We start from the raw sequence: 21,079 nt of genomic DNA, 5'->3' as shown, positions 1-21,079 counted from the left end.
CATTCTAATGCTTAGACGCCCTCCAAATGTAAAGTTGCCGCGACAGTCGGCGGGTTGGGCAAAGGCGCGCACTGTGCCACTCGGATCATGCGTGCCGCGCGTGCTCGCGGTGCCGCAGGCATGGTCGGCACGCCCAGCGCAAGCGGACCGGCGAGCGGCCAGCGGATGCTGACGCTCAAACGCTTCGCCAATCCAGACGTCACGCGCGCCTTTACGAATATCGTCTGGCTCGGGCTGGAGCGGCTCACGCAGATCGGCGTGGCGATCGTGATCAGCGGCGTGCTGGCGCGCTACTTCGGGCCGGACACGTTCGGCAAATGGCAATACGCGAACACGCTGCTGCTGGTGCTCTCGCCCATTACCTGGGTGTGCGGCGCGGAGATTCTGGTGCCCACCATCGTCAACCGGCCGCCGGCGCAACTCGGCACCGTGCTCGGCAGCGCCTTCGCGTTGCGCATCGCCGTGTCGGTGGCCGCTTTGCTGCTGACCTGGCTCGGCATCGCCTTGCATTTCTTCGATCCGCTGGTCGGCGCCATGCTCGCCGGCCTCGCCGTGACCATGCTGTTTCGGGAACCGTTCGTCGGCGTGATCAACGCGTGGCTGCAAAGCATGACCCATAGCAAGCCGCAGCTGCTCACCAGCATGAGCACCGCGGTGCTGAAGGCCGCTCTTGTCTATCTGCTGGTGCGCGCGGCGGCCGCGCCCGCGCGCTTCGGCTGGCTGTGGGCGCTCGAATCGGCGGCGATCGGCGCGGTCCTGCTGATCTATTACATACGCCGGCACGGCGGCAAGCTCGGCTGGCATCTGGATCGTTCTCTGTTCAAGCATTTTGCGAGCGCCGGCACGGTGTTCTGGCTCGGCCTCATCTGTATGTATCTGTTCCTGAAACTGGACCGGCTGATGCTCGAACGGACGATTTCCTTCGCCGATCTCGGGCGCTATTCCGCCGCCCAGCAGTTGAACGAAAACTGGATCACGCTCGCGCTGATGCTCGCGCAGACCATTGCGCCCGCCTTCGTCTATCGCGTGCAGGAGGCCGCCCAGTTGCGCCGCAATATGTGGCGGCTCACCGCCATGACCGCCGCGCTCATGGTGAGCGGCGCGATCGTGCTGGATCTGCTCGCGGGGCTGATCATCCGCCGCGTGTTCGGGCCGCAGTTCGAAGGCGCGATCGATATCTTCCGCTGGGCCGTGTGGTTGTCGGTACCCGCCGGCATCGAGGCGATCGGCAATCTGATCGTGTTGAAGTATCAAGCCAAGTTCGTGTTGCTCGCGAAATGGCTGCTGGCGCTGGCTGTCGCGTTCGTCGTCAATCTGCTGGCCATTCCGCGGCTTGGCGCATATGGCGCGCTTGTCGGTCTCGCAGCAGGCTATCTGGCGGCCGCGTTGGTTAATCTTTATTACATTCGTTTCAAATTGCGCCCATGACGAACTTACCCGCCACCGCGCAAATGACCCTCGACGACGTCGCGGTGCTGATTCCCGCGTACAACGGCCAAGCCGATCTCGACCTCACGCTTGCCTCGTTCAGTGAAAACGCGCTGGTACACGTGCTGATCGTGGACGACGGCAGCACGCCGCCGATCGTCGCACCGGCCATCGCCAATATGAAGATCGAAGTGCTGCGCATGGCGCGCAACGGCGGGATCGAACGCGCGCTTCAGACCGGCATCGACGCGCTTGCGCAGCGCGGCTTCCGCTATGCGGCGCGCATCGATGCGGGCGACCGCAGCGTGCCGCAGCGGCTCGCCAGACAACGCGTGTTCATGGAGCTGCATCCGCGCGTGGCCGGCCTCGGCATGTGGACGCAGGTCGTCACACGCGAAGGCAAGCCGCTCTTCATGCTGACGCCGCCCGCCGAACCGACCGCGATCCGCCGCCTGCGCTTCTTCCGCTCATGCCTTGCGCATCCTTCGATGATGCTGCGCATCGACGCCGTGCGCGCGGTCGGCAACTACCGCGCCGAGTATCGCTCCGCCGAAGATCTCGATCTGTTCGTGCGTCTGATGGAGCGCTACGACTGCGCGAACCTGCCGGAACTCGGGCTCTACTACGAACTGAACGAAGGCGGCATCAGTGCGACCAAACGGCGCCGTCAGGTGAGTTCGACGTTGCGGCTGCAACTGCGCTACTTCGACGCCGCCAATCTGTACGATTGGCTGGGTCTCGCCAAAAATCTGCTGCATCTGGTGACGCCCTACAGCGCACTGCAGAGGATCAAACGCAGCCTGCTCTCGCCGCGCGCGAGCCATTAAATCATTCATCGCCCCATTCACCGCCGAGCTCGTTCCCGCATGAAGCCTGCCTTGAAGTCGACGCCCGCGTTGCGCATTACACTCGTCTGTAACACCGCCTGGGCAATCTATACCTATCGGCAAGGGCTGATCCGTATGCTGGTCGGACGCGGCGTCGATGTGACGATCGTTGCGCCGCGCGACCGCACGTTCGAACTGCTCACCGCCATGGGTTGCCGCTGCATCGACTTGCCGGTCGCCTCGAAAAGCACCAGTCCACGCGACGACCTGCGCACGCTGTACGCGCTCTACCGGCACTACCGGTCGATCCGCCCGCACGTGGTATTCCACTACACGATCAAGCCGAATATCTATGGCTCGATCGCCGCGAAGCTGGCGGGTGTGCAGTCGGTTGCGGTCACAACGGGATTGGGCTATGTGTTCATCCAGCATAGCCGCGCCGCTCAGGTGGCCAAGAAACTGTATCGCTTCGCGTTCCGTTTCCCGCGCGAAATATGGTTTTTGAACCGCGACGATCAAGCTGCGTTTGTCGAACAGAATTTGTTGGTGCATCCTGAGCGTGCGCGGTTGTTGCATGGCGAAGGCGTCGACCTCGTGCAGTTCGCCTTCATGCCGTTGCCCGAGCGAACCGATTACCGCTTCGTCCTGATCGGGCGCCTGTTGTGGGACAAGGGCGTGGGCGAATATGTCGAAGCCGCGCGGCGTTTGCGTGAACGTTACCCGCACGCACGGTTCCAGTTGCTCGGTCCGGTGGGCGTCGACAATCCCAGCGCGATCACCCGCGAAGAAGTGGCGGCGTGGGAACAGGAAGGCATCATCGAGTATCTTGGCGAGGCGCACGACGTGCGGCCTTTGATCGCCGAGGCGGATTGCGTGGTCCTGCCGTCGTATCGCGAAGGCGTGCCGCGCACGCTGATGGAAGCCTCGGCGATAGGCCGGCCGATCGTCGCCACCGACGTGCCCGGCTGCCGCGAGGTGGTGGCGGACGGCGTCAACGGATTGCTGTGCGAAGTGCGCAATGCAGAAAGCCTTGCGGCCGCGCTGGCGCGCATGCTCGATATGAGCGGCGCGGAACGGCGGGCCATGGCTGAACGCGGCCGGAAGAAAGTCGCGGAAGAATTCGACGAGCGCGTGGTCGTCGAAACGTATAAGGACCTGGTGCAGAAAATGACGGGCGTTTTACTTTAACGGAGCAACAGCATGACCACGAAGGGCACGATTCTGGTAACGGGCGGCGCGGGTTTTATCGGCTCGCACACCTGTGTCGAACTGCTGAACGGCGGTTACGACGTCGTGGTAATCGACAATCTCGTGAACAGCAACCGCGAATCGCTGCGGCGCGTGGAAAAGATCACCGGCAAGGCGGTGACCTTCTACGAAGCCGATGCGCGCGACGAGGCGGCGCTCAACCGTATTTTCGACGCGCATCCGATCACGGGCGCGATTCACTTTGCCGCGTTGAAGGCGGTGGGCGAGTCGGTGGCCAAGCCGATCGAGTACTACAGCAATAACGTCGGCAGCCTGCTGACCTTGCTTGGCGTGATGCGCGACCGTAACGTCAAGCAGTTCGTGTTCAGCTCATCGGCCACCGTCTACGGCGTGCCGAAGAGCTCGCCGATCGACGAGTCGTTCCCGCTGTCGGCGACCAACCCCTACGGCCAGTCCAAGCTGATCGCCGAGCAGGTGCTGCGCGACCTGGAACTGGCCGATCCGTCGTGGCGCATTGCCACGCTGCGTTACTTCAATCCGGTCGGCGCACACGAGAGCGGTCTGATCGGCGAAGATCCCGCCGGCATTCCGAACAACCTGATGCCGTATGTCGCGCAGGTGGCGGTCGGCAAGCTCGAGAAGCTGCGCGTGTTCGGCGGCGACTACGAGACGCCCGACGGCACCGGCGTGCGTGACTATATCCACGTCGTCGATCTGGCGCGCGGACATCTGGCCGCGCTCGACGCGCTGGTCAAGCGCGACGCGAGTTTCGTCGTGAACCTCGGCACGGGTCAGGGCTATAGCGTGATCGATGTGGTCAAGGCATTCGAGAAAGCCGCCGGCCGGCCGGTGCCGTATGAAATCGTCGCGCGCCGCCCCGGCGACGTGGCGTCGTGTTTCGCCGATCCGGCCGCGGCCGAGAAGATCATCGGCTGGCGCGCGCAGTTCGGCATCGAGCGGATGTGCGCGGATCACTGGCGCTGGCAATCGACGAACCCGCAAGGTTTCGCCTGAGCTGACTGAAAGTCGACGGTGGCGCGAAGGAGCCGCCAGGCAGGGGTTCCGCCGCCGTCGACTGCGGGATTGCACCACACGGGTAATTCCGAATATTACTAATACTTTACGATTTCTATACTGACTTACCGATTGACGGTCAGGCTTCCTAAGAACGTGTGAATCGGCGCGCATGAGCCCGCATCGCGGCTTCATGCAAGAAAAGACATGCTACGGAGACAGCTATGGGAATTCGCTTGAAAAGCGTTGTGGGTGCGCTCGCCCTTTGTGCCCTCGCCAATGTCAGCTACGCGGCGGATCCGATCAAGATCGGCGTCGACGGACCGTTCACCGGTGGCTCGTCTTCGATGGGCGTCAGCATGCGCGACGGCGTGCGCCTCGCGACCGCCGAGATCAATAAAGCCGGCGGCGTGCTGGGCCGCCAGATCGTGCTGGTGGAACGCGACGACGAAGCGAAGAACGAACGCGGCGTGCAGATCGCGCAAGAGCTGATCAACAAGGAAAAGGTCGTCGCGGTGGTCGGCTACATCAACACCGGCGTCGCACTCGCTTCGCAACGCTTCTTCCAGGAAGCGAAGATTCCCGTGTTCAACAACGTCGCCACAGGCAGCATCGTGACGAAGCAGTTCACCGATCAGCCGGATAACTACGTGTTCCGCAATGCCGCCGCGGATCGCATCCAGGCGCCGATGATCGTCGAAGAAGCCGTGACCAAACGTGGCTTCAAGAAGGTCGCGATTCTCGCCGACTCGACCAACTACGGTCAGCTCGGCCGCGAAGACCTCGAGAAAGCGCTCGCCGCCAAAGGTGTGAAACCCGTCGCCGTCGAGAAATTCAATATCAAGGACGTCGACATGACCGCGCAGCTGCTCAAGGCCAAAGAGGCCGGCGCGGAAGCGGTGCTGACGTACGGGATCGGACCGGAACTCGCGCAGATCGCCAACGGCATGGCCAAGCTCGGCTGGAAAGTGCCGCTGATCGGCAGTTGGACCCTGTCGATGGCGAACTATATCGACAACGCCAGCACCAACGGCGAAGGCGCGCGCATGCCGCAGACCTTCATTCAGGAAGCCAACACGCCGAAGCGCAAAACCTTTATCGACGCGTACCTGAAGGAATTCAAGCCGAAGAACAACCGCATCGACTCGCCGGTGTCCGCCGCGCAAGGTTACGACTCGGTCTATCTGCTGGCCGCCGCGATCACCCAGGCTGGCTCGACCGACGGCCCGAAAGTGCGCGCCGCGCTCGAAAACCTCAACACCAAGGTGGAAGGCGTCGTGATGGTCTACGACAAACCCTTCACGCACGACGACCACGAAGCCATCAGCCCGAACGTGCCGGTGGTCGGCGAGGTCAAGGGCGGCCGCGTGGTCTACGCGTACGAAGCCGACAAGAAAGGCGGCAGCCAGTTGCGCAGCAAGCAGGCGAGCTCGGCGAACTGAGCGTGAGGTAAGCGCGAACCAAGCGCGGCAGCATGCTACGAAAGCCGTACCCGCCTCGCGGCGGGCGCGGCTTTGCTTCATATCCGGTGAACTTCAAGGCGGTCGGCGATGGCCATTCTTCTGCAGCTCATCTATAGCGGCATTGCACTCGGCATGATCTACGCCGTGATCGCATTCGGCTATCAGCTCACGTTCGCCACGTCGGGCACGCTCAACTTCGGTCAGGGCGATGCGCTGATGCTCGGCGCGCTGGTCGGCCTCACGCTCGTCACGCTCGGCGTCAATTACTGGCTGATGATTCCGCTCGTCTGCGTATTCGGTCTGCTGCAAGGCGCGTTTGTCGAACGGATCGGCGTGCGGCCCGCGATCAGGATCAAATCCGAATTCGGCTGGATCATGTCGACGATCGCGCTCGGCATCATCTTCAAGAACGTCGCGGAGAACCTCTGGGGCCGCGACGATCTGCGCTTCCCCTCCCCGCTTCCGGAAGCTCCGCTAAAAGTATTCGGCGCCAATGTGCTGCCGATGGAATTGCTGGTGGTCGGCGGCGCATTGGTGATGATGCTGGCGGTCGAGTTCTTCAATCGGAAGACGATCTTCGGCAAGGCCGTGGTCGCCACCGCGAACGACCGCGACGCCGCGGCGTTGATGGGCATCAATACCGGCCTCGTCATCACGTTTTCGTACGCATTGTCGTCTCTGACCGCGGCTTTTGCCGGCGTGCTGATCGCGCCGCTCACGCTCACCGGCGCCACGATGGGCGCCGTGCTCGGACTCAAGGCGTTCGCGGTGGCGATCATCGGCGGGCTGTCGAGCGGGCTGGGCATCGTGGTGGGCGGCGTGATTCTCGGCATCGCCGAGACCACGACCGGCTTCTACATTTCCACCGGCTATAAGGACGTGCCCGGGCTCGTACTGCTGCTGATCGTGCTCGCATTGAAACCCGCCGGCCTGTTCGGCAAGACGTCGATCAAGAAAGTGTGAGGGCCGCCGTGAATCCGAAGAAGCTCGTTGCGTCCGCACTGGCGCTGATCGCGCTCGCGGTGTTTCCCGTGTTGTCGGGCAACCCGTACTACATCCACCTGCTCGAAACGATCATGATCTACGCGATCCTGCTGTTCGGTCTCGACATCGTGGTCGGTTATACAGGGCAGGTGTCGCTTGGGCACGCCGGCCTGTTCGGCGTCGGCGCTTATACGGCCGGCGTGTTGTTCTTCAAGCTCGGCATGCCGTTCATCGTCACCGCGCCACTGGCGATTCTCATCACCGCCGCCTTCGGCGCGATTCTCGCGCTGCCGGCGCTGCGCGTGTCCGGTCCTTACCTCGCGATGGTGACGCTGGCGTTCGGCACGATCCTGCAGATTCTCATCAACGAGATGGATTTTCTGACCAACGGGCCGATGGGCGTGAAGATCCCGAAGCCTTCGCTCGCCGGCCGGCCGATGAACGAAGTCGAGTACTACTGGCTCGTCGCGGCGCTGCTGGTCGCCTCGCTGATCGTCGTGCACCGCGTGCTCCGATCGCATCTGGGCCGCGCATTCGAGGCGCTGCGCGACAGTCCGATCGCGTCGGACTGCATGGGTGTCTCGGTGTACCGCTACAAGGTCTATGCGTTCGTGATCAGCGCCGGGTTTGCCGGCCTGGCCGGCTGCCTCTATTCGTATTCGGAGCAGTACATCTCGCCGAATACCTATAATTTCGAACTCACCATTCTGTTCCTGCTCGCGATCATCATGGGCGGCCGCAAGACCCGCACTGGCGCATTGCTCGGCTCGGCGATCATCGTGCTGCTGCCCAAACTGCTCGACGATATCGACATGTTCCGCACCGTCGCCTCGGTGCTGGCAGCGGTCGTCGTGATCGGCGCGGGCGTCGCGCTGGCGCGCAAAGTGTCCACGCCGCGCAAGGTCGCGATTCCGGTTTTGGGCACGGCAGGTCTTGCCGCGTTTTCCTACCGGATAGAGACGCTCGCCGACTGGCGTTTGACGATCTTCGGGCTGATGATTCTGCTGGTGGTGTATTACCTGCAGGACGGCGTGGTCGGCTTTGTGCGCAAGATCGTGATGCATGGGCGGGTCCGCACGGTTACCGTCGACGCCACGCAACCGGCCACGAGCGGTGGCGATGCGGTTCAGGCGGTACACGCGGGCGGCACGGAAGACATCCTGCAGTTGCGCGGCATCCTGATGCAGTTCAGCGGACTGAAGGCGCTCAACGACGTCGATCTGACCGTGCAGCGCGGCACGATCCACGGACTCATCGGCCCGAACGGATCCGGAAAAAGCACGATGATGAATGTGCTCACCGGCATCTATGTGCCGACCGCGGGCACGCTCGAGTATCGGGGCGCGTCGCTCGCGGGCAAGACCTCCGCACAGATCGCGCTGTCTGGAATCGCGCGCACTTTCCAGAACGTGCAGTTGTTCGGCGAGATGACCGCGCTCGAGAATGTGCTGGTCGGCCTGCATCACACGTTCAACGCGAATCTCGCGGATGTCGGTCTGATGTCGTCACGCTATCGGCGTGAGGAACGCGCCGCGCGTGAGCGCGCGTTCGGCATGCTGCGGTTCGTCGGCCTCGACAATGTCGCCGCCGAGGAAGCACGCAACCTGCCCTACGGCAAACAGCGTCTGCTCGAAATCGCGCGGGCACTCGCGCTCGATCCGCAATTGCTGTTGCTCGACGAACCCGCTGCGGGGCTCACCGCGCCGGATATCAAAGAACTGGTCGCGATCATTCGCAAAGTGCGCGATCACGGCATTACCGTCGTGCTCATCGAGCATCACATGGACGTGGTGATGAGCGTGTGCGACCGCGTTTCGGTGCTGGACTTCGGGCAGAAGATCGCTGAGGGCAAGCCTGCTGATATTCAGTCTAACGAAAAAGTCATCGAAGCCTATCTCGGCGGCCAGCCTGCCGATCAAGCGGCGTGAAGCGAGCCAGCGCGCTTACAGGAACAGACATGTTATCGATCAGAAATCTGCATGCGGGCTACGGCAAAGTGAAAGTGCTGCACGGCATTTCAATCGATGTGCCGAAGGCGTCTGTGGTCACGCTGATCGGCTCCAACGGCGCGGGCAAAACAACGACCATGCGCGCGATCTCCGGCATGATCCGGCCGAGTGCCGGTGAGATTACGATGGGCGTCGGCACCGACGCAAAGCGCATCGACGCGCTGGACTCACATCGCATCGCGCGGCTCGGGCTTGCGCATTCGCCGGAAGGCCGGCGCGTGTTCGCGACCATGAGCGTGACCGACAACCTGATACTCGGCGCGTTCCCGCGCCTGACTTCGGCGCGGCCGCGCGGAGATGTGAAGGCCGATCTGGAGCGGGCTATCGAGATGTTTCCGCGGCTCAAGGAACGACGCCATCAACTGGCCGGCACGCTTTCCGGCGGCGAGCAACAGATGCTGGCGATGGCGCGCGCGATCATGATGAACCCGGATCTGGTCTTGCTCGACGAACCGTCGATGGGACTCGCGCCCATTCTGGTCGAAGAGGTTTTCCGAATCATCGGCAATCTGAAGAGTCAGGGCGTCACCATGTTGCTGGTCGAACAGTTCGCCGCCGCGGCACTCAATGTGGCCGATTATGGCTACGTACTGGAGAACGGCAGAATTGCGGCGCACGGCCCCGCGACGGAATTGCGCAACGATCCCTCGGTGAAGGCGGCGTACCTTGGGGCGAGCCACTGAGGCGCACCAACTTGCCTGACGCACGAACCGTGCGAATCACACTCAACCTCCTCTCTCGACTGCGCAAGCCAGATGACAGATCTGGCGCGTTGCGTGCGAGATCGAACACTCGTCTCGCGGGCTAGCCGGCACACTAAAGCCAGCGCAACTCTCGCTACACGTTTGGCTCAACTCCGGGAAACAACGCGCAACGCTTTTGCGACGGCAATCGGCACTCATCTTGTTGGAGCAAGCGTCTGCGCGGCGCGCCGCTTTCATCATACACATGGACGCGGCGATTTACGCGTGCGCTAACCGAGCTTTGTGTGCTGTACCGAACGGAGTAGCGACATTCGTACAGATACTCTACGTCTACACATACTCGATCAAGCACGGAGCAAGCGCGTATTTATCGCGTTGATCGACGTCGTGGGTCAATACGTAATCGGTGAGCCTCGGCCCGCCGGATGAAACTGGATTATCTGTCGAATCCGGCTTCGGCCATCGCAGTTGGGATATTGATAACGATCAAACATTTTCGTAGTGCCAGCGGTTGCCGTCCGAAGCATGGCGAAGCCAGTTGGCATATCTTTCTGAGTCGGCCAAGACATCGGCAATTTACGACTTGTCCGGGCACGGACGCCAAATTGCAAAGCTATACTTTCTACTGAAATAATTAGGATTTAAGTTGCCGGGGAATGCGACGCTTAGCATGCCGCTAGCGCTCGTCTCCGCTTGGCATACAGCAGTTTCTATTCATTTTTTCATAAGCTGGATTTCTTAATTATTTGCGGTATTTTTTGTAGCAATTTAATTGCTATATCCCTGCTGTCCGATCTCGAGTCGTCCGCCGCATTCGTCTGATGGCGTGCTTTGCCTCAACGATTGAAACAACCGGCACGACTTGCAATGCCGAAACACTGATGTATTCGTCAACGAACTTCGAACCGGGGGCAGCGATGGCTTTAGTCGGCAAGGTATCGAAATCAGTGTCAAAGGACGTCAATCCTTTCGATACCCGCTACGAAAGTCGTTCGCACGCCGAACATCCTGATATGGGCGCCCGCGGCTTTTCAGCTTCGCATATGGACAGCACCTCCGAATTGGATCGCGCCGAGGAGCCGTTCGCTTCGGACGTGTCGTCGGATTCCGCTGCGGGCCCAATGCCTCGCCGTGCGTTGCCGGCGGCCAATGATCCTGACATCCCGTCGCGAAAAAGCGACTTCACAAAACGCGTTTTCGACATTTTCGGCGCGTCGGCGTTACTCCTGGTATTGCTGCCGATTTTTCTAGTTATAGGCTGCGTCGTAGTAAGCGACGGCGGTTCCGCTTTCTTCGGCCATCCACGCGTTGGGCGAGGCGGACGATCGTTTCGCTGCCTGAAATTCCGCTCCATGGTGCCGAAGGCCGATGTCGTTCTCGCCGAACTCCTTGCCACCGACGCCGCCGCGCGCGAGGAATGGAATCGCGATTTCAAGCTTAAGAACGATGTACGCATCACCACTGTTGGCCGAATTTTGCGCAAGACGAGCCTGGATGAACTGCCTCAGCTCTGGAATGTTCTGCGGGGCGACATGAGTCTCGTCGGCCCCCGCCCTATCGTCACGAAGGAACTGGAACGGTATGGCCCCGACGCCCACTATTACCTGTCGGTCAGGCCCGGCGTGACAGGATTGTGGCAAGTCAGCGGACGCAATAACGTTGACTACGCAACGAGAGTCGCGCTCGACGTCTCGTACGTGAAGGAACGTTCGACGCTGCTCGACATCAGCATTCTGCTAAGAACATTCAAGGTGGTCTTCGACGGAAGCGGGGCGTATTGAACAGCATGCGCACCCGTGCATCGCAAGCTAACCCGTACGAAATGCCTACGGACGTTGTTCATGTCGTCGAATCGGCTTCTACAGGTACGCTATTCGTGCCTTGCGGCGTTTCAGATCATCTCGCCGGTGAAGCTTACGAAATTCGCTTCGTGTCCTCGCGGCGTAGCGAAATAGCCGACATCCCACCTTCTCTCTCCCCCGAAAGTCCAGTTGCGGCAATCTCACACGCAAGGCCGAACGGCAAACGTTTTTGCCGGCTGACAGCGCCTTCCCGATGCTCACAACGGCTGGCATACAGGAGCGACATCCGATGAAGCAGTTTGCGGAGCGGTCTCACGTGCGTCCGGAAGATGCCCACGTTCAGTCTGCGTTGCCAGCCGACATCAGTTCGGCGCGACAGTCTCACTGGCCGGGTCCTTCCGCTGGGTTTGCAATCAATGGCAAGTTCGCATCTCAACGCATAACAGGCGTGCAACGTGTCGGCTATGAACTGGCGATGGCGTTCCAGCGTCTGTTTCCCGATGAAACCGACCTGCCCGTGTTGGTTCCCCCGAACGCACGAACCGACGTTGTCTTGCCGAAAACAAAAGTGATCGGCCGGTGGTTCAAGGGCTCGCTGTGGGAGCAACTCGCACTGCCATTCGCGCTTGGCGGCCGAACGCTTCTCAGCCTTTGTAATATGGGCCCGTTGTTCGCTCGCCGGCAGGTCGTGATGATGCATGACGTTGCGATCTACGATCTGCCAGAAAATTATTCGTGGAAGTACAGGCTCTGGTATCGCGTCGCGTTTTCTCTGCTGAAGCGCAACGCCAGCCACATCGTGACGGTGTCGGAGTTCTCGAAGACACGCATCATGGAACGACTTGGCATCGACGGGTCGCGCATCTCGGTAGTCCTGAATGGTGTGGACCACTTTGAGAAGATCGTACCCGATCCGGCGATTCTGTCGCGCTTGGATCTGCAGAAAGACGCTTATGTACTCGCTGTCGGAAATCTCTCGGTAGGAAAGAACCTTCCACGCATCGTTGCCGCGATGGAGCGCCTGAGCGACCGCCCTGACCTGAAATTTGTTGTCGTCGGCGGATGCGACTTGCGGGTCTTCAGTTCACAGGCAAAAGTGGGTTACGACTTGTCGAAAAACATCATCCCCGCAGGCTTCGTATCGGACGGCGAATTGAGAGCGCTGTATGAGAATGCTGCCTGCTTTCTGTTTCCTTCGTTATATGAGGGCTTCGGGCTGCCGCCGCTTGAAGCGATGTCTTGCGGATGCCCGGTCATCGTGTCGCGTGAAGCGTCCCTTCCTGAGGTATGCGGCGATGCCGCGCTTTACTGCGACGCGCATTCGGTCGACGACATCGTCGACAAGGTGACGCAGATGATGGAGGACGCCGCGGTACGCGAAGCCTGGCGTGAACGCGGACGGGAGCATGCTCGTGGTTTCCGGTGGGAGCGGTCTGCACATCAATTGCTCGATGTTCTGGAGCGTGAACTCGCGGGTGGAGCGGCTCGTCCGGTTCATCCGCAATCCGCGCAATCCGCACAATCCGCGCCATCGCGCGTTTAACGTGGAAGGAGATTCGCAGCATGGATACGCCCGCCTCCACGATAGCCCTTGCCGCCACGCTACGAGATCACTTCGCACGCATCGTCCTGCCGGTCTGGCGGGGGCCAGGCTTCAATAGCGCAATGCATCTGCCCTACGAAGCCGTTAGCGCTGACGCATGCCACCTTCCGATGCCGGTCGAACGCTATCGCGCGATGGCGTGCGCGCGACAGTTGTTCGTCTTCTCGCAAGCCGGTGAAGCAGCTCACGCCCATGTGCTGTTCGAATCGCTGTTGCACTACTTCCAGGACAAACAGCGCGGCGGCTGGTTCTACAGCGTCGATGCGCAAGGTACGCCACTCGATACGACGAAGGATCTCTATACGCACGCGTTCCTGGTGTTCGCATGCGCTGAATATGCCGCGAGGTTCGACAATCGTGACGCACGCGACCTCGTCCACAGCACCTCGGGGCTGATCGAAACGCGTTTCGCCGCGCAACACGGATTGTTCAACGCAGCGCTCGACGCGGATTTTTCGACGGTGACGGGCACGCCGCTGCAAAACCCGCTAATGCATCTCACCGAAGCCTGGCTCGCCGCACGCGACGTAACCCACGACAGTGCATTCGATTCCGCGTTGCGCAAGCTGGCAGACGCCATCGAGCGCACGTTCGTGCATATGCCGACCGGTTGCATCGCGGAACTGCCGTTAGGAGTCGAAGACAACCGTCTGGAACCCGGCCATCAGTTCGAATGGTTCTGGCTGATCCGGCAAGCGGGAGAGCTATTGAACGGATCGGGACTCGACGACGCGCTCACGCGCGCGTTTGAATTTGCGCAGCAACATGGCGTGGATCAGGTGACGGGCGGCGTGTGCGCATCGCTCGACGAAGCCGGCCGGATGAAGGACGCCACGCAGCGAATCTGGGCGCAAAGCGAATATCTGCGCGCACTCGCCACCCGCGACGATGACGCGGCGCGCACCGTGCTGCCTGGACAGATCGAACGATTCCGCCAGCGGTTTCTGCATGGGCACGGTTGGTTCGAATGCAAGACCGCTACGGGCAACGTGTCGCGCGCCGACATGCCGTCGACTACGCCCTATCATCTCGCCACCGCTTACGCGGCGCTGCCAGTTGAGGCTCTCAGCGCTCGCAGTACCGCTGCCGCTTGATAGCAGCCTGAGAAGGACGAGGTCCGCGCAATCGAATGCGTTCGGTCCGCGGCCCTGAACTCGCTGCTAACAATCAACGTGTCAGGTGCCCACACTATTCAGTTTTTCAGCCCGGGGCTTCGGGCGCCACGGTAACAGCGAAACCCGCGCGAGAATATTGCCTCGACGGGCGGTGTGCAAGTCCTGCTGCAGTGCCTGCTGGAGTTCGGGACGACGGACCGTAGCGGTTCCCAATTTAGCCACGACGATGCCTGCCGCGACATTGGAAAGTACGACCGCTTCGTCCAGCGGCATGCCGGCGCCGAGCGCGGCACTTAGCGTGGCAACAACAGTATCCCCGGCTCCTGTCACATCGAACACCTCGCGCGCGCGCGTGGGCAAATGCAACGGGGCGTGGCCCCGGGCAATCAGGGTCATGCCTTTCTCGCTGCGTGTAACGAGCGCAGCTTCGAATTCAAACGCATCGCAGAGGGCGGCACCCTTCTGCTCGATCGTCGCATCACTATCGCAACGCCCAACGACGGCCTCGAATTCGGACAGGTTCGGCGTAATGACGGTGGCGCCGCGATAACGCTCGAAATCCGTTCCTTTCGGATCGACGATGACGGGCTTTCCGGTGCGGCGAGCAGCGGAGATCAGGTTCTTCGAATCGTGCAGTGAGCCTTTGGCGTAGTCGGATAAGACCACGGCATCGACTTCGTGCAACTGCCGCTCAAAGCTGAAGATCAACTCATCGCCGTTGCGTTCGGGAAAGTGGTCCTCAAAGTCCGCCCTGATCATCTGCTGATGGCGGGAGAGAATGCGAAGCTTCGTGATCGTCTTGCTGCCCGCGACGCGTTGGAGAACGCAGTCAACGCCGCCTTCGCGCAGCAACTCTTCAATCCGGTCGGCGTGCGCATCCTGTCCCGCCAACCCGAGAAGACGAACGCGAGCACCAAGTGCCGCCGCATTCAGCGCGACGTTTCCCGCCCCGCCCACACGCGTCTCTTCAGCTTGCACATGAACGACGGGAACGGGCGCCTCCGGCGAGATCCGCGAGGTCGAACCATGCCAGTACCAATCGAGCATGACGTCGCCCACGACCATCAATTGAGCGCAATCGAAATCAGGAGGCGAAAGCTTCACCGGCGGGTTTCTTGTCATGATGGCCTAAATTGATTGAATAGACTTCACTCAGAACGTCGACGACAGAAGCGACGCTTATCTTCCCCATCACATACTGCGCATCTCTCGGGTACTCGAACCCGAGGCTCAGAAACATGCCACCGTCTTGCCTCGCGACCGCCAGGACTCCACGCTCTTTATTTACCGGGCCCCACCGGAAAGGATTGGTCGGACCATGCAGGCTTACCATTGGGGTATCCAGCATTGCGGATAAATGCATGATTCCGGTGTTGACGCAGACTATGCATTTCGCCTGCCTGACTACTTCGGCTACCTCAGTCAAACTCACCTTGGCCGCCAGGCTTATGACCTTCTTGCTGGCGATCAGATCGACCAGTTGCTGAGCACGGCTCGCGTCTTCCGGACCGCCGGTTATGACAATTGCGTACCCGCCATCAATCAGCTTAAGCGCGAGATCGCGCCAGCACTCCACCGGCCATTCGCGCATTGGGAAATTTGTCCCGGAGGCCCATGGATGAAAAACAATATAGTCGTCGTCGATGGCGAATGGCGAACGACCGGAACCAATAACTTTCGTTATTCGCGGGGATTCTGTCGACTCAACCCCTAGCGGCCGCAGCAGCCTTCTAAAATTATCCAGTTCGTGCAGACGTTCATCATGCTCGACACTCGCGTCATAAGCATAGTGGCGGAACTGTCCTCTGGTCTTAAAGCCAATGGTGAACTTCGCCTTCGTGAACGCCGACAACAAGGCAGAAATTCGCGGCCATTGCGATGTGTCGACCAACAGATCGACTTGATGTTTCCTTATTTCCCGCAGCGCAGCCAACGGGCTGGTAAGAGGGACCACTACAACTTCGTCCAGTCCAGCGAATAGATCATAAATGCGCGCATTGCTTCGCGATGCGAATACAACCACCTTCGAAATATCTTTTACTTTCCTCAATTCGGAAATGATGATTGATGACAAAATCGAGTCACCAATGGCAGCGAATGCGAAAATCGCGGCCGTTCGGCATTCAGCCGGCAAGCTTCGCTTTTTTCGAACGGCCCCTATTATGTACAGCAAGGTACCACCGACAATAAGATCGACGCGCTTTAGAAAATTCTGTCCGCGCTCGTTTTTCATTTCGAACCTGGCCACGTCGAGTTAAATTGCGATTCAGAAACCGAGGGGCGGCGCATCTTTGCCGGCTCATGCGGGAATAGCGTGATGATCTCTCGTTCGCGCAGATGGCCGCTACGCGCCACCGCGCGCCTGCCATCCCATGTATGCACGTCGTCGTACTGCTCGAGCAATGTCGTCGATTCTGCCTTGATCGTCTGCTGGATGATCCGCCAGGCATTGCGCTGGATAGTCTTTCCAGGCTGCCCACGTCGCCGCTCTGCCGATGCTTCATTGACGCCGTCAAATCACGCGTTGACGGTAGATTTCCTTTAGATGGCAGCGACACTGCGACGTTAGTCTCGCTCCCCCTACGATCGCTCCCATCGAATCCCTGCGCATCAGTCCATGTGCTGGAGTCAACGAACGCCTCTAGAAAGCGTAGCTTGGTGCGGAAGGTCACAAAAGCCGACAGCATCAATCGTCGACCGTCTGCAGTAGCTTATGCTGAACTTGTATGGTCCCTGCTCAAGCGCAACGTGTCTGTGCGGAGCCGTACGTTCGACATGGGCGCACTCGCCTGCGCAAATGCGAACAGAAGGGATGCTTGATGCCGCGGAGTAGCGTCTGCAGTCTCGCGTTGCACGTGCTCCGATTGCGTCCCGCTGACGCCGTCCGCTTCTGAGCAATGGTTAGAGAGTTTGTCTGCTCGAAGCCGCAACAGCGTTGATACGACAACTGCCCGCGCGCTCCGCCAGAAAAATTTAATTATCGTCTCGTGGCGTTCTGGACCGCGCGACACATAAGGCGCACACAAAAACGCCGATGACCACGCCAAATATGAAGCACAACAAATGTGTCAAAACGCTCGACATTTACCTGGTCCCTTGAATTAAGGCGAGAGTGGTTCAATACGACTCCCCCTTCGCGATTCATCACAAACCACCGCACGCAGACGGTCAAGCAACGCGCCGAACGCCAGGACAAACAGGCAACAACGATGGTGTGACGCGGGGTCGCTGCGCCAAACATCATACTTTACTTGAAACATTACCAGGTCGGAAACGGATACATCTTTGGCCGTACCAGTAAGGTATTCGTCTGGTATGCGATACGGGATTTGGGCGGGACACACAGATGACCGCGCCGGTCAGAGACTACAGCTCGAGCCCAGTCGCGCACACAAACATGAAATTAGTCGCAGGGAGCAGGCGATGCGCGGCGCAAAGTAGCAGGTGGAGCACCGCACATTGGCGAAACAACAAAACGGCCGCAGGACAGCGCTTTTTATTGGACCGGCGCTGCTGCGAGATTTCGATCAGGGTTGAGTGAATGCGGAACCTACCGTCTTTGAAGCGGTGCCCGGCGAGTCTGCGGCTCCAGATTCAGTTGGATTACCAATTCATCTACAGCAAATCTGGAACACCGCTGGCCCGGCGTCAAGACGCGCGCCGAGCCGGCTGCAGGTTCGCGCGCGAATGGGCATTCTAGCGCGTAGCTTCCAGCGCACTCAGGCGCGGCAATAAGCGGTCGAATTCACATTTGACGATCCCATAGCATTCGCATGCCCGTGCCTCAAGTCCGGTTCTATCCAGGATGCGAACACGGCCACGACTGTGATGAATGAGGTCGGCTGCGCTAAGCTTGCCGGACGCCTCAGTCACCCCTTCGCGGCGCACACCGAGCATGTCGGCAATCATTTGGTGTGTCACCTGCAAATCGCTCGTTCCCGAACGGTCGATGTCGACCAGCAGCCACCGGCACAGTTGCTCGTCGATTCGATGCAGCCTGTTGCACGCCGCAGTTTGTGCGACCTGTGTGAGCAGCGCCTGCATGTAAAGCAGCATCAGCGAGCGTAGGGACGCGCAGTCGCTCAATGCTTCGCGCAGCGCGTTTGCGCTTATTCGATGGGCGAACCCCCCGCATTGCGCCTGCACACTGGCGGGCATGGTGTCGCCGCCTGTCAGAATGGGGACGCCCGTCGTCCCATCCCTTCCGATCGCGGCGATTTCCACCGAACTGCCGTTTTCCATTGTCTGCAGCAGAGACACGATGGCCGTGACAGGAAAATAGACGGTGCGTATGAGTTCACCGGATTTCGACAGCAGTTGACCTGTTGTCAACTCGACGAGTTCAAGATGAGGAGCTAACGCCTCCCATTCCTGCGTTGTGAGTGCCTCTAGCAGACGGTTACCACGGCGGCACAGCTGATTAGTCATCGTCATTTCCCTCACGTAAGTATTCCCGGCCCGCTGATGGCGGACCGCCACTCGAATAGAGGAGACAGTGATGATTCACTCCCCCCGGCTCGGGCGGTCGGCGAACTGAAGCGATAACGGAGACGATCAAAAGCTTCGCGCTTGTCATTGCGTTGCTTCTAATGTCGCAATGCAGCGTAGCCGCCGAGGACGGCAGCGCCAATAAAGGTGGCGGAATACTGGGGAGAATAGGCGGAATAGTGAGGACTTATTTGCGTTGAGCGTTCGTTCTTGCGCTGTACCTGGACGCTCCCTTATAGCAGAGCAAGCCGAATTCGACGCTAGCCGAATGGTCTGCTGATATCAGGTCGGACTGCATATGTCCGAATTATTAAGGACGTCTCCTCCGCATTTTTTACCGCGCTGCGCGGGACTAATCGATGAAAAGCGACAAGGTCTGAGGCGAAGAGTCGATGGTTGTGCGATCCGCGAATGAATTTTTTCGGCCGCGGGCCCGATCAAGATGTTATTCGCCTTCCGTCGGCTGTCGAGGTCATTTCCGCTTCACGCGCAATGATTTACAGGTCAGCCGTTCAACACTGCAAGCCGCCCAGATTTACCACAGCGATGTCGCTGGTTAGTGCCGGCGTATCGGCGTTTCGCGCGTGTCGAGATACGTGGTCTTGAGCCGGCCATCTTTTTTCGCGCTGCGTATGGCGCGCCCCCAAGGAGCGCGGCCCTTTTCACTACGCCATCTGAAACACCGCCACAGCATCCCGCAATACAGTCGCCTGCTCTTCCAGCGATTTCGCCGCAGCAGCGGCTTCTTCCACGAGCGCCGCATTGTGTTGCGTGACTTCGTCGATCTGCGAGACGGCCTTGTTGACCTGTTCGATACCGTCGCTCTGTTCGAGCGCGGACGCCTCGATCTCGTTCATCACGCCGGTCACGCGCTCGACCGCGCTCATCGCTTCGTGAATCGTCTTCTGCGCGTCGGACACGAGAGAGGCGCCCTCCTGAACCTTGGCGGCCGACTCACCGATCAACTCCTTGATCTCCTTCGCTGCCGCGCCCGAGCGCTGAGCGAGGCTGCGCACTTCCGAAGCCACCACTGCAAACCCGCGCCCCTGCTCGCCAGCGCGCGCTGCCTCCACTGCTGCATTCAACGCCAGAATGTTGGTCTGAAACGCAATCCCCTCGATCATGCCGATGATTTCCGTCACCTTGCGCGACGACTCGCTGATCCCATCCATCGTCTCAGTGACACGCGACACCACTTTGCCGCCGCGCGTGACCGTGTCGAGCGCGCCATGAGCGAGACGGTTAGCCTGCTTCGCGTTGTCCGCGTTCTGTTTCACCGTGGCCGACAACTGCTCCATGCTCGCGGCGGTCTGCTGAAGCGCCGCAGCCTGCTGCTCGGTGCGCGAGGACAAATCCGCATTGCCCGACGCAATCTCGTTGGCCCCCTGAGTAATCGCCGTCGTGCTGCCGCGCACTTTCGACACGGTCTCGACGAGCCCGTCGCGCATCATCGTCAATGCGCCCAGCAATTGCCCCATCTCGTTGCGAGATTTGATCTTGATGGCGACGGTCAGATCGCCGGCCGCGATGCGCTCGAAATGCTTGACGGTGGCATTGACCGGCTTGATCAACGCCACTGACAAACCGATGCGCGCCGCCACGCCGATCACAAGTGCGATGACGCCAATCGCGGCGAACAACAATGTCGCGATCTGGAAACGCTGCGCCGCCGTTTGTGCTTGCTGATGCTGGCTTTCGATGCGCGAGCGTTCGAGCGCGTCGATCGCTTTCGAATAAGTGGCGTAAAAGCTGTTGGCCGTCTCGCCCTGAATATTTCGGAAGGTATTGAAATCGAAGTCAGCAAGCGCCTTAAATTCCGGCTCGATCGCCTTATCCACCAGCGCGCTGCGCGCCTGTTCCACGGCCTGCGCGAGCTTCTGTTCGTTATCGTCCGCAAACGGGCCGGCCATGTAATCGCGGAAGTCCTTGTTCGATTCGACCAGCACCTTGTGCGCGGCCGGCAACAGGTCGTCGGTCTGCTTGCCGACGCTGAAGAGCGTCTGATACGAACCCAGCGCGAGTTGCACTTGCAGCAGCTTCTCTGAGCTCGCCTTCAGATGCGACAACGCCGCCGCGCTGCGCTGTGTGTCGTCGAGGCTGCTGTTGGCGAGCTTGAGCGCGCCATAGCCGACACCGATCACTGTCAGCAGGAAAGCGACGAATACGCTGATCACCAGCGTCAGGCCGCCACGAATTGTGATGTTATTTAGCATTGGGTCTCCGGAACGTCTTGCCGATCGGCGGCGAAACGGGTTGGCAGCCGCGCGCGTTTTTTTGCGCATGACTTACTCTTCGCCGCATCCCGGTTAACGACCCCGGCCGGCCGCTGCTAAATAGGTGGAATCCATGACTGGCGGGCGTTTGCGAGCCACTTTCACCTCACTATCTGGGATCTTCGGACAACCACGCGGCGCTGCTGCTTTTCCGGGCAGG

Annotated in this window: 15 protein-coding genes; 11 read left to right on the top strand and 4 right to left on the bottom strand. The window is 60.2% G+C overall.

Features of this window, described 5'->3' with window-relative positions:
* Positions 1-165: 165 nt before the first annotated feature.
* The 11 genes from BPHYT_RS04465 to BPHYT_RS04415 all read left to right on the top strand — a co-directional run bounded on the left by BPHYT_RS04465 (position 166) and on the right by BPHYT_RS04415 (position 14,137).
* A complete protein-coding gene (locus BPHYT_RS04465) occupies positions 166-1,428 on the top strand; it encodes an oligosaccharide flippase family protein (protein WP_012431970.1) in 1,263 nt (420 codons plus the stop codon).
* Positions 1,425-2,255, top strand: a complete 831-nt coding sequence (locus BPHYT_RS04460) for a glycosyltransferase (protein ID WP_012431969.1) — start codon at positions 1,425-1,427, stop codon at positions 2,253-2,255. The genes BPHYT_RS04465 and BPHYT_RS04460 overlap by 4 nt, the downstream gene beginning before the upstream one ends.
* 39 nt (positions 2,256-2,294) lie before the next feature.
* Positions 2,295-3,443, top strand: coding sequence for a glycosyltransferase family 4 protein (locus tag BPHYT_RS04455; protein ID WP_012431968.1), 1,149 nt, complete (start codon positions 2,295-2,297; stop codon positions 3,441-3,443).
* Positions 3,444-3,455: 12 nt separating this feature from the next.
* Complete coding sequence (galE, locus tag BPHYT_RS04450; protein ID WP_012431967.1) at positions 3,456-4,478, top strand: UDP-glucose 4-epimerase GalE; 1,023 nt, start codon at positions 3,456-3,458, stop codon at positions 4,476-4,478.
* A 224-nt stretch (positions 4,479-4,702) separates the two neighbouring features.
* Positions 4,703-5,920, top strand: a complete 1,218-nt coding sequence (locus BPHYT_RS04445) for an ABC transporter substrate-binding protein (protein ID WP_012431966.1) — start codon at positions 4,703-4,705, stop codon at positions 5,918-5,920.
* 108 nt (positions 5,921-6,028) lie between these two features.
* Positions 6,029-6,904, top strand: coding sequence for a branched-chain amino acid ABC transporter permease (locus BPHYT_RS04440; protein WP_012431965.1), 876 nt, complete (start codon positions 6,029-6,031; stop codon positions 6,902-6,904).
* Between the two features lie 8 nt (positions 6,905-6,912).
* Positions 6,913-8,853, top strand: coding sequence for a branched-chain amino acid ABC transporter ATP-binding protein/permease (locus tag BPHYT_RS04435; protein WP_012431964.1), 1,941 nt, complete (start codon positions 6,913-6,915; stop codon positions 8,851-8,853).
* A gap of 29 nt (positions 8,854-8,882) precedes the next feature.
* Positions 8,883-9,617 carry an ABC transporter ATP-binding protein gene (locus BPHYT_RS04430; protein WP_012431963.1) on the top strand — a complete coding sequence of 245 codons (735 nt, stop codon included), beginning with the start codon at positions 8,883-8,885 and terminating at the stop codon, positions 9,615-9,617.
* Between the two features lie 938 nt (positions 9,618-10,555).
* On the top strand, positions 10,556-11,419 hold the full coding sequence (locus BPHYT_RS04425) for a sugar transferase (protein WP_041758758.1): 864 nt from the start codon (positions 10,556-10,558) through the stop codon (positions 11,417-11,419).
* Positions 11,420-11,729: 310 nt separating this feature from the next.
* The gene (locus BPHYT_RS04420) at positions 11,730-12,983 is read left to right on the top strand and encodes a glycosyltransferase family 4 protein (RefSeq protein ID WP_012431961.1); all 1,254 of its coding nucleotides are present in this window, start codon (positions 11,730-11,732) and stop codon (positions 12,981-12,983) included.
* 20 nt (positions 12,984-13,003) lie between these two features.
* Positions 13,004-14,137 carry an AGE family epimerase/isomerase gene (locus tag BPHYT_RS04415; RefSeq protein ID WP_012431960.1) on the top strand — a complete coding sequence of 378 codons (1,134 nt, stop codon included), beginning with the start codon at positions 13,004-13,006 and terminating at the stop codon, positions 14,135-14,137.
* Positions 14,138-14,218: 81 nt separating this feature from the next.
* Here the strand turns inward: BPHYT_RS04415 and rfaE1 are convergent, their stop codons facing one another.
* The 4 genes from rfaE1 to BPHYT_RS04395 form a co-directional block, all read right to left on the bottom strand.
* Positions 14,219-15,280: a D-glycero-beta-D-manno-heptose-7-phosphate kinase gene (rfaE1, locus tag BPHYT_RS04410; protein WP_083772035.1), complete on the bottom strand. Its 1,062-nt coding sequence runs from the start codon at positions 15,278-15,280 to the stop codon at positions 14,219-14,221.
* Entirely contained in the window at positions 15,243-16,391 is a 1,149-nt protein-coding gene (locus BPHYT_RS04405; protein WP_012431958.1) for a glycosyltransferase family 9 protein, read from the bottom strand. Before BPHYT_RS04405 ends, rfaE1 begins: the two co-directional genes overlap by 38 nt.
* Positions 16,392-17,854: 1,463 nt before the next feature.
* Positions 17,855-18,586 carry a Crp/Fnr family transcriptional regulator gene (locus tag BPHYT_RS04400; protein ID WP_012431957.1) on the bottom strand — a complete coding sequence of 244 codons (732 nt, stop codon included), beginning with the start codon at positions 18,584-18,586 and terminating at the stop codon, positions 17,855-17,857.
* 725 nt (positions 18,587-19,311) lie between these two features.
* Positions 19,312-20,859 carry a methyl-accepting chemotaxis protein gene (locus tag BPHYT_RS04395; protein ID WP_012431956.1) on the bottom strand — a complete coding sequence of 516 codons (1,548 nt, stop codon included), beginning with the start codon at positions 20,857-20,859 and terminating at the stop codon, positions 19,312-19,314.
* Positions 20,860-21,079: the final 220 nt, after the last annotated feature.

The sequence above is a fragment of the Paraburkholderia phytofirmans PsJN genome, from assembly GCF_000020125.1.
Lineage (GTDB): Bacteria > Pseudomonadota > Gammaproteobacteria > Burkholderiales > Burkholderiaceae > Paraburkholderia > Paraburkholderia phytofirmans.
The sequence above is the reverse complement of the archived record's forward strand: the minus strand, read 5'-3'. Positions and strand labels throughout refer to the sequence as shown.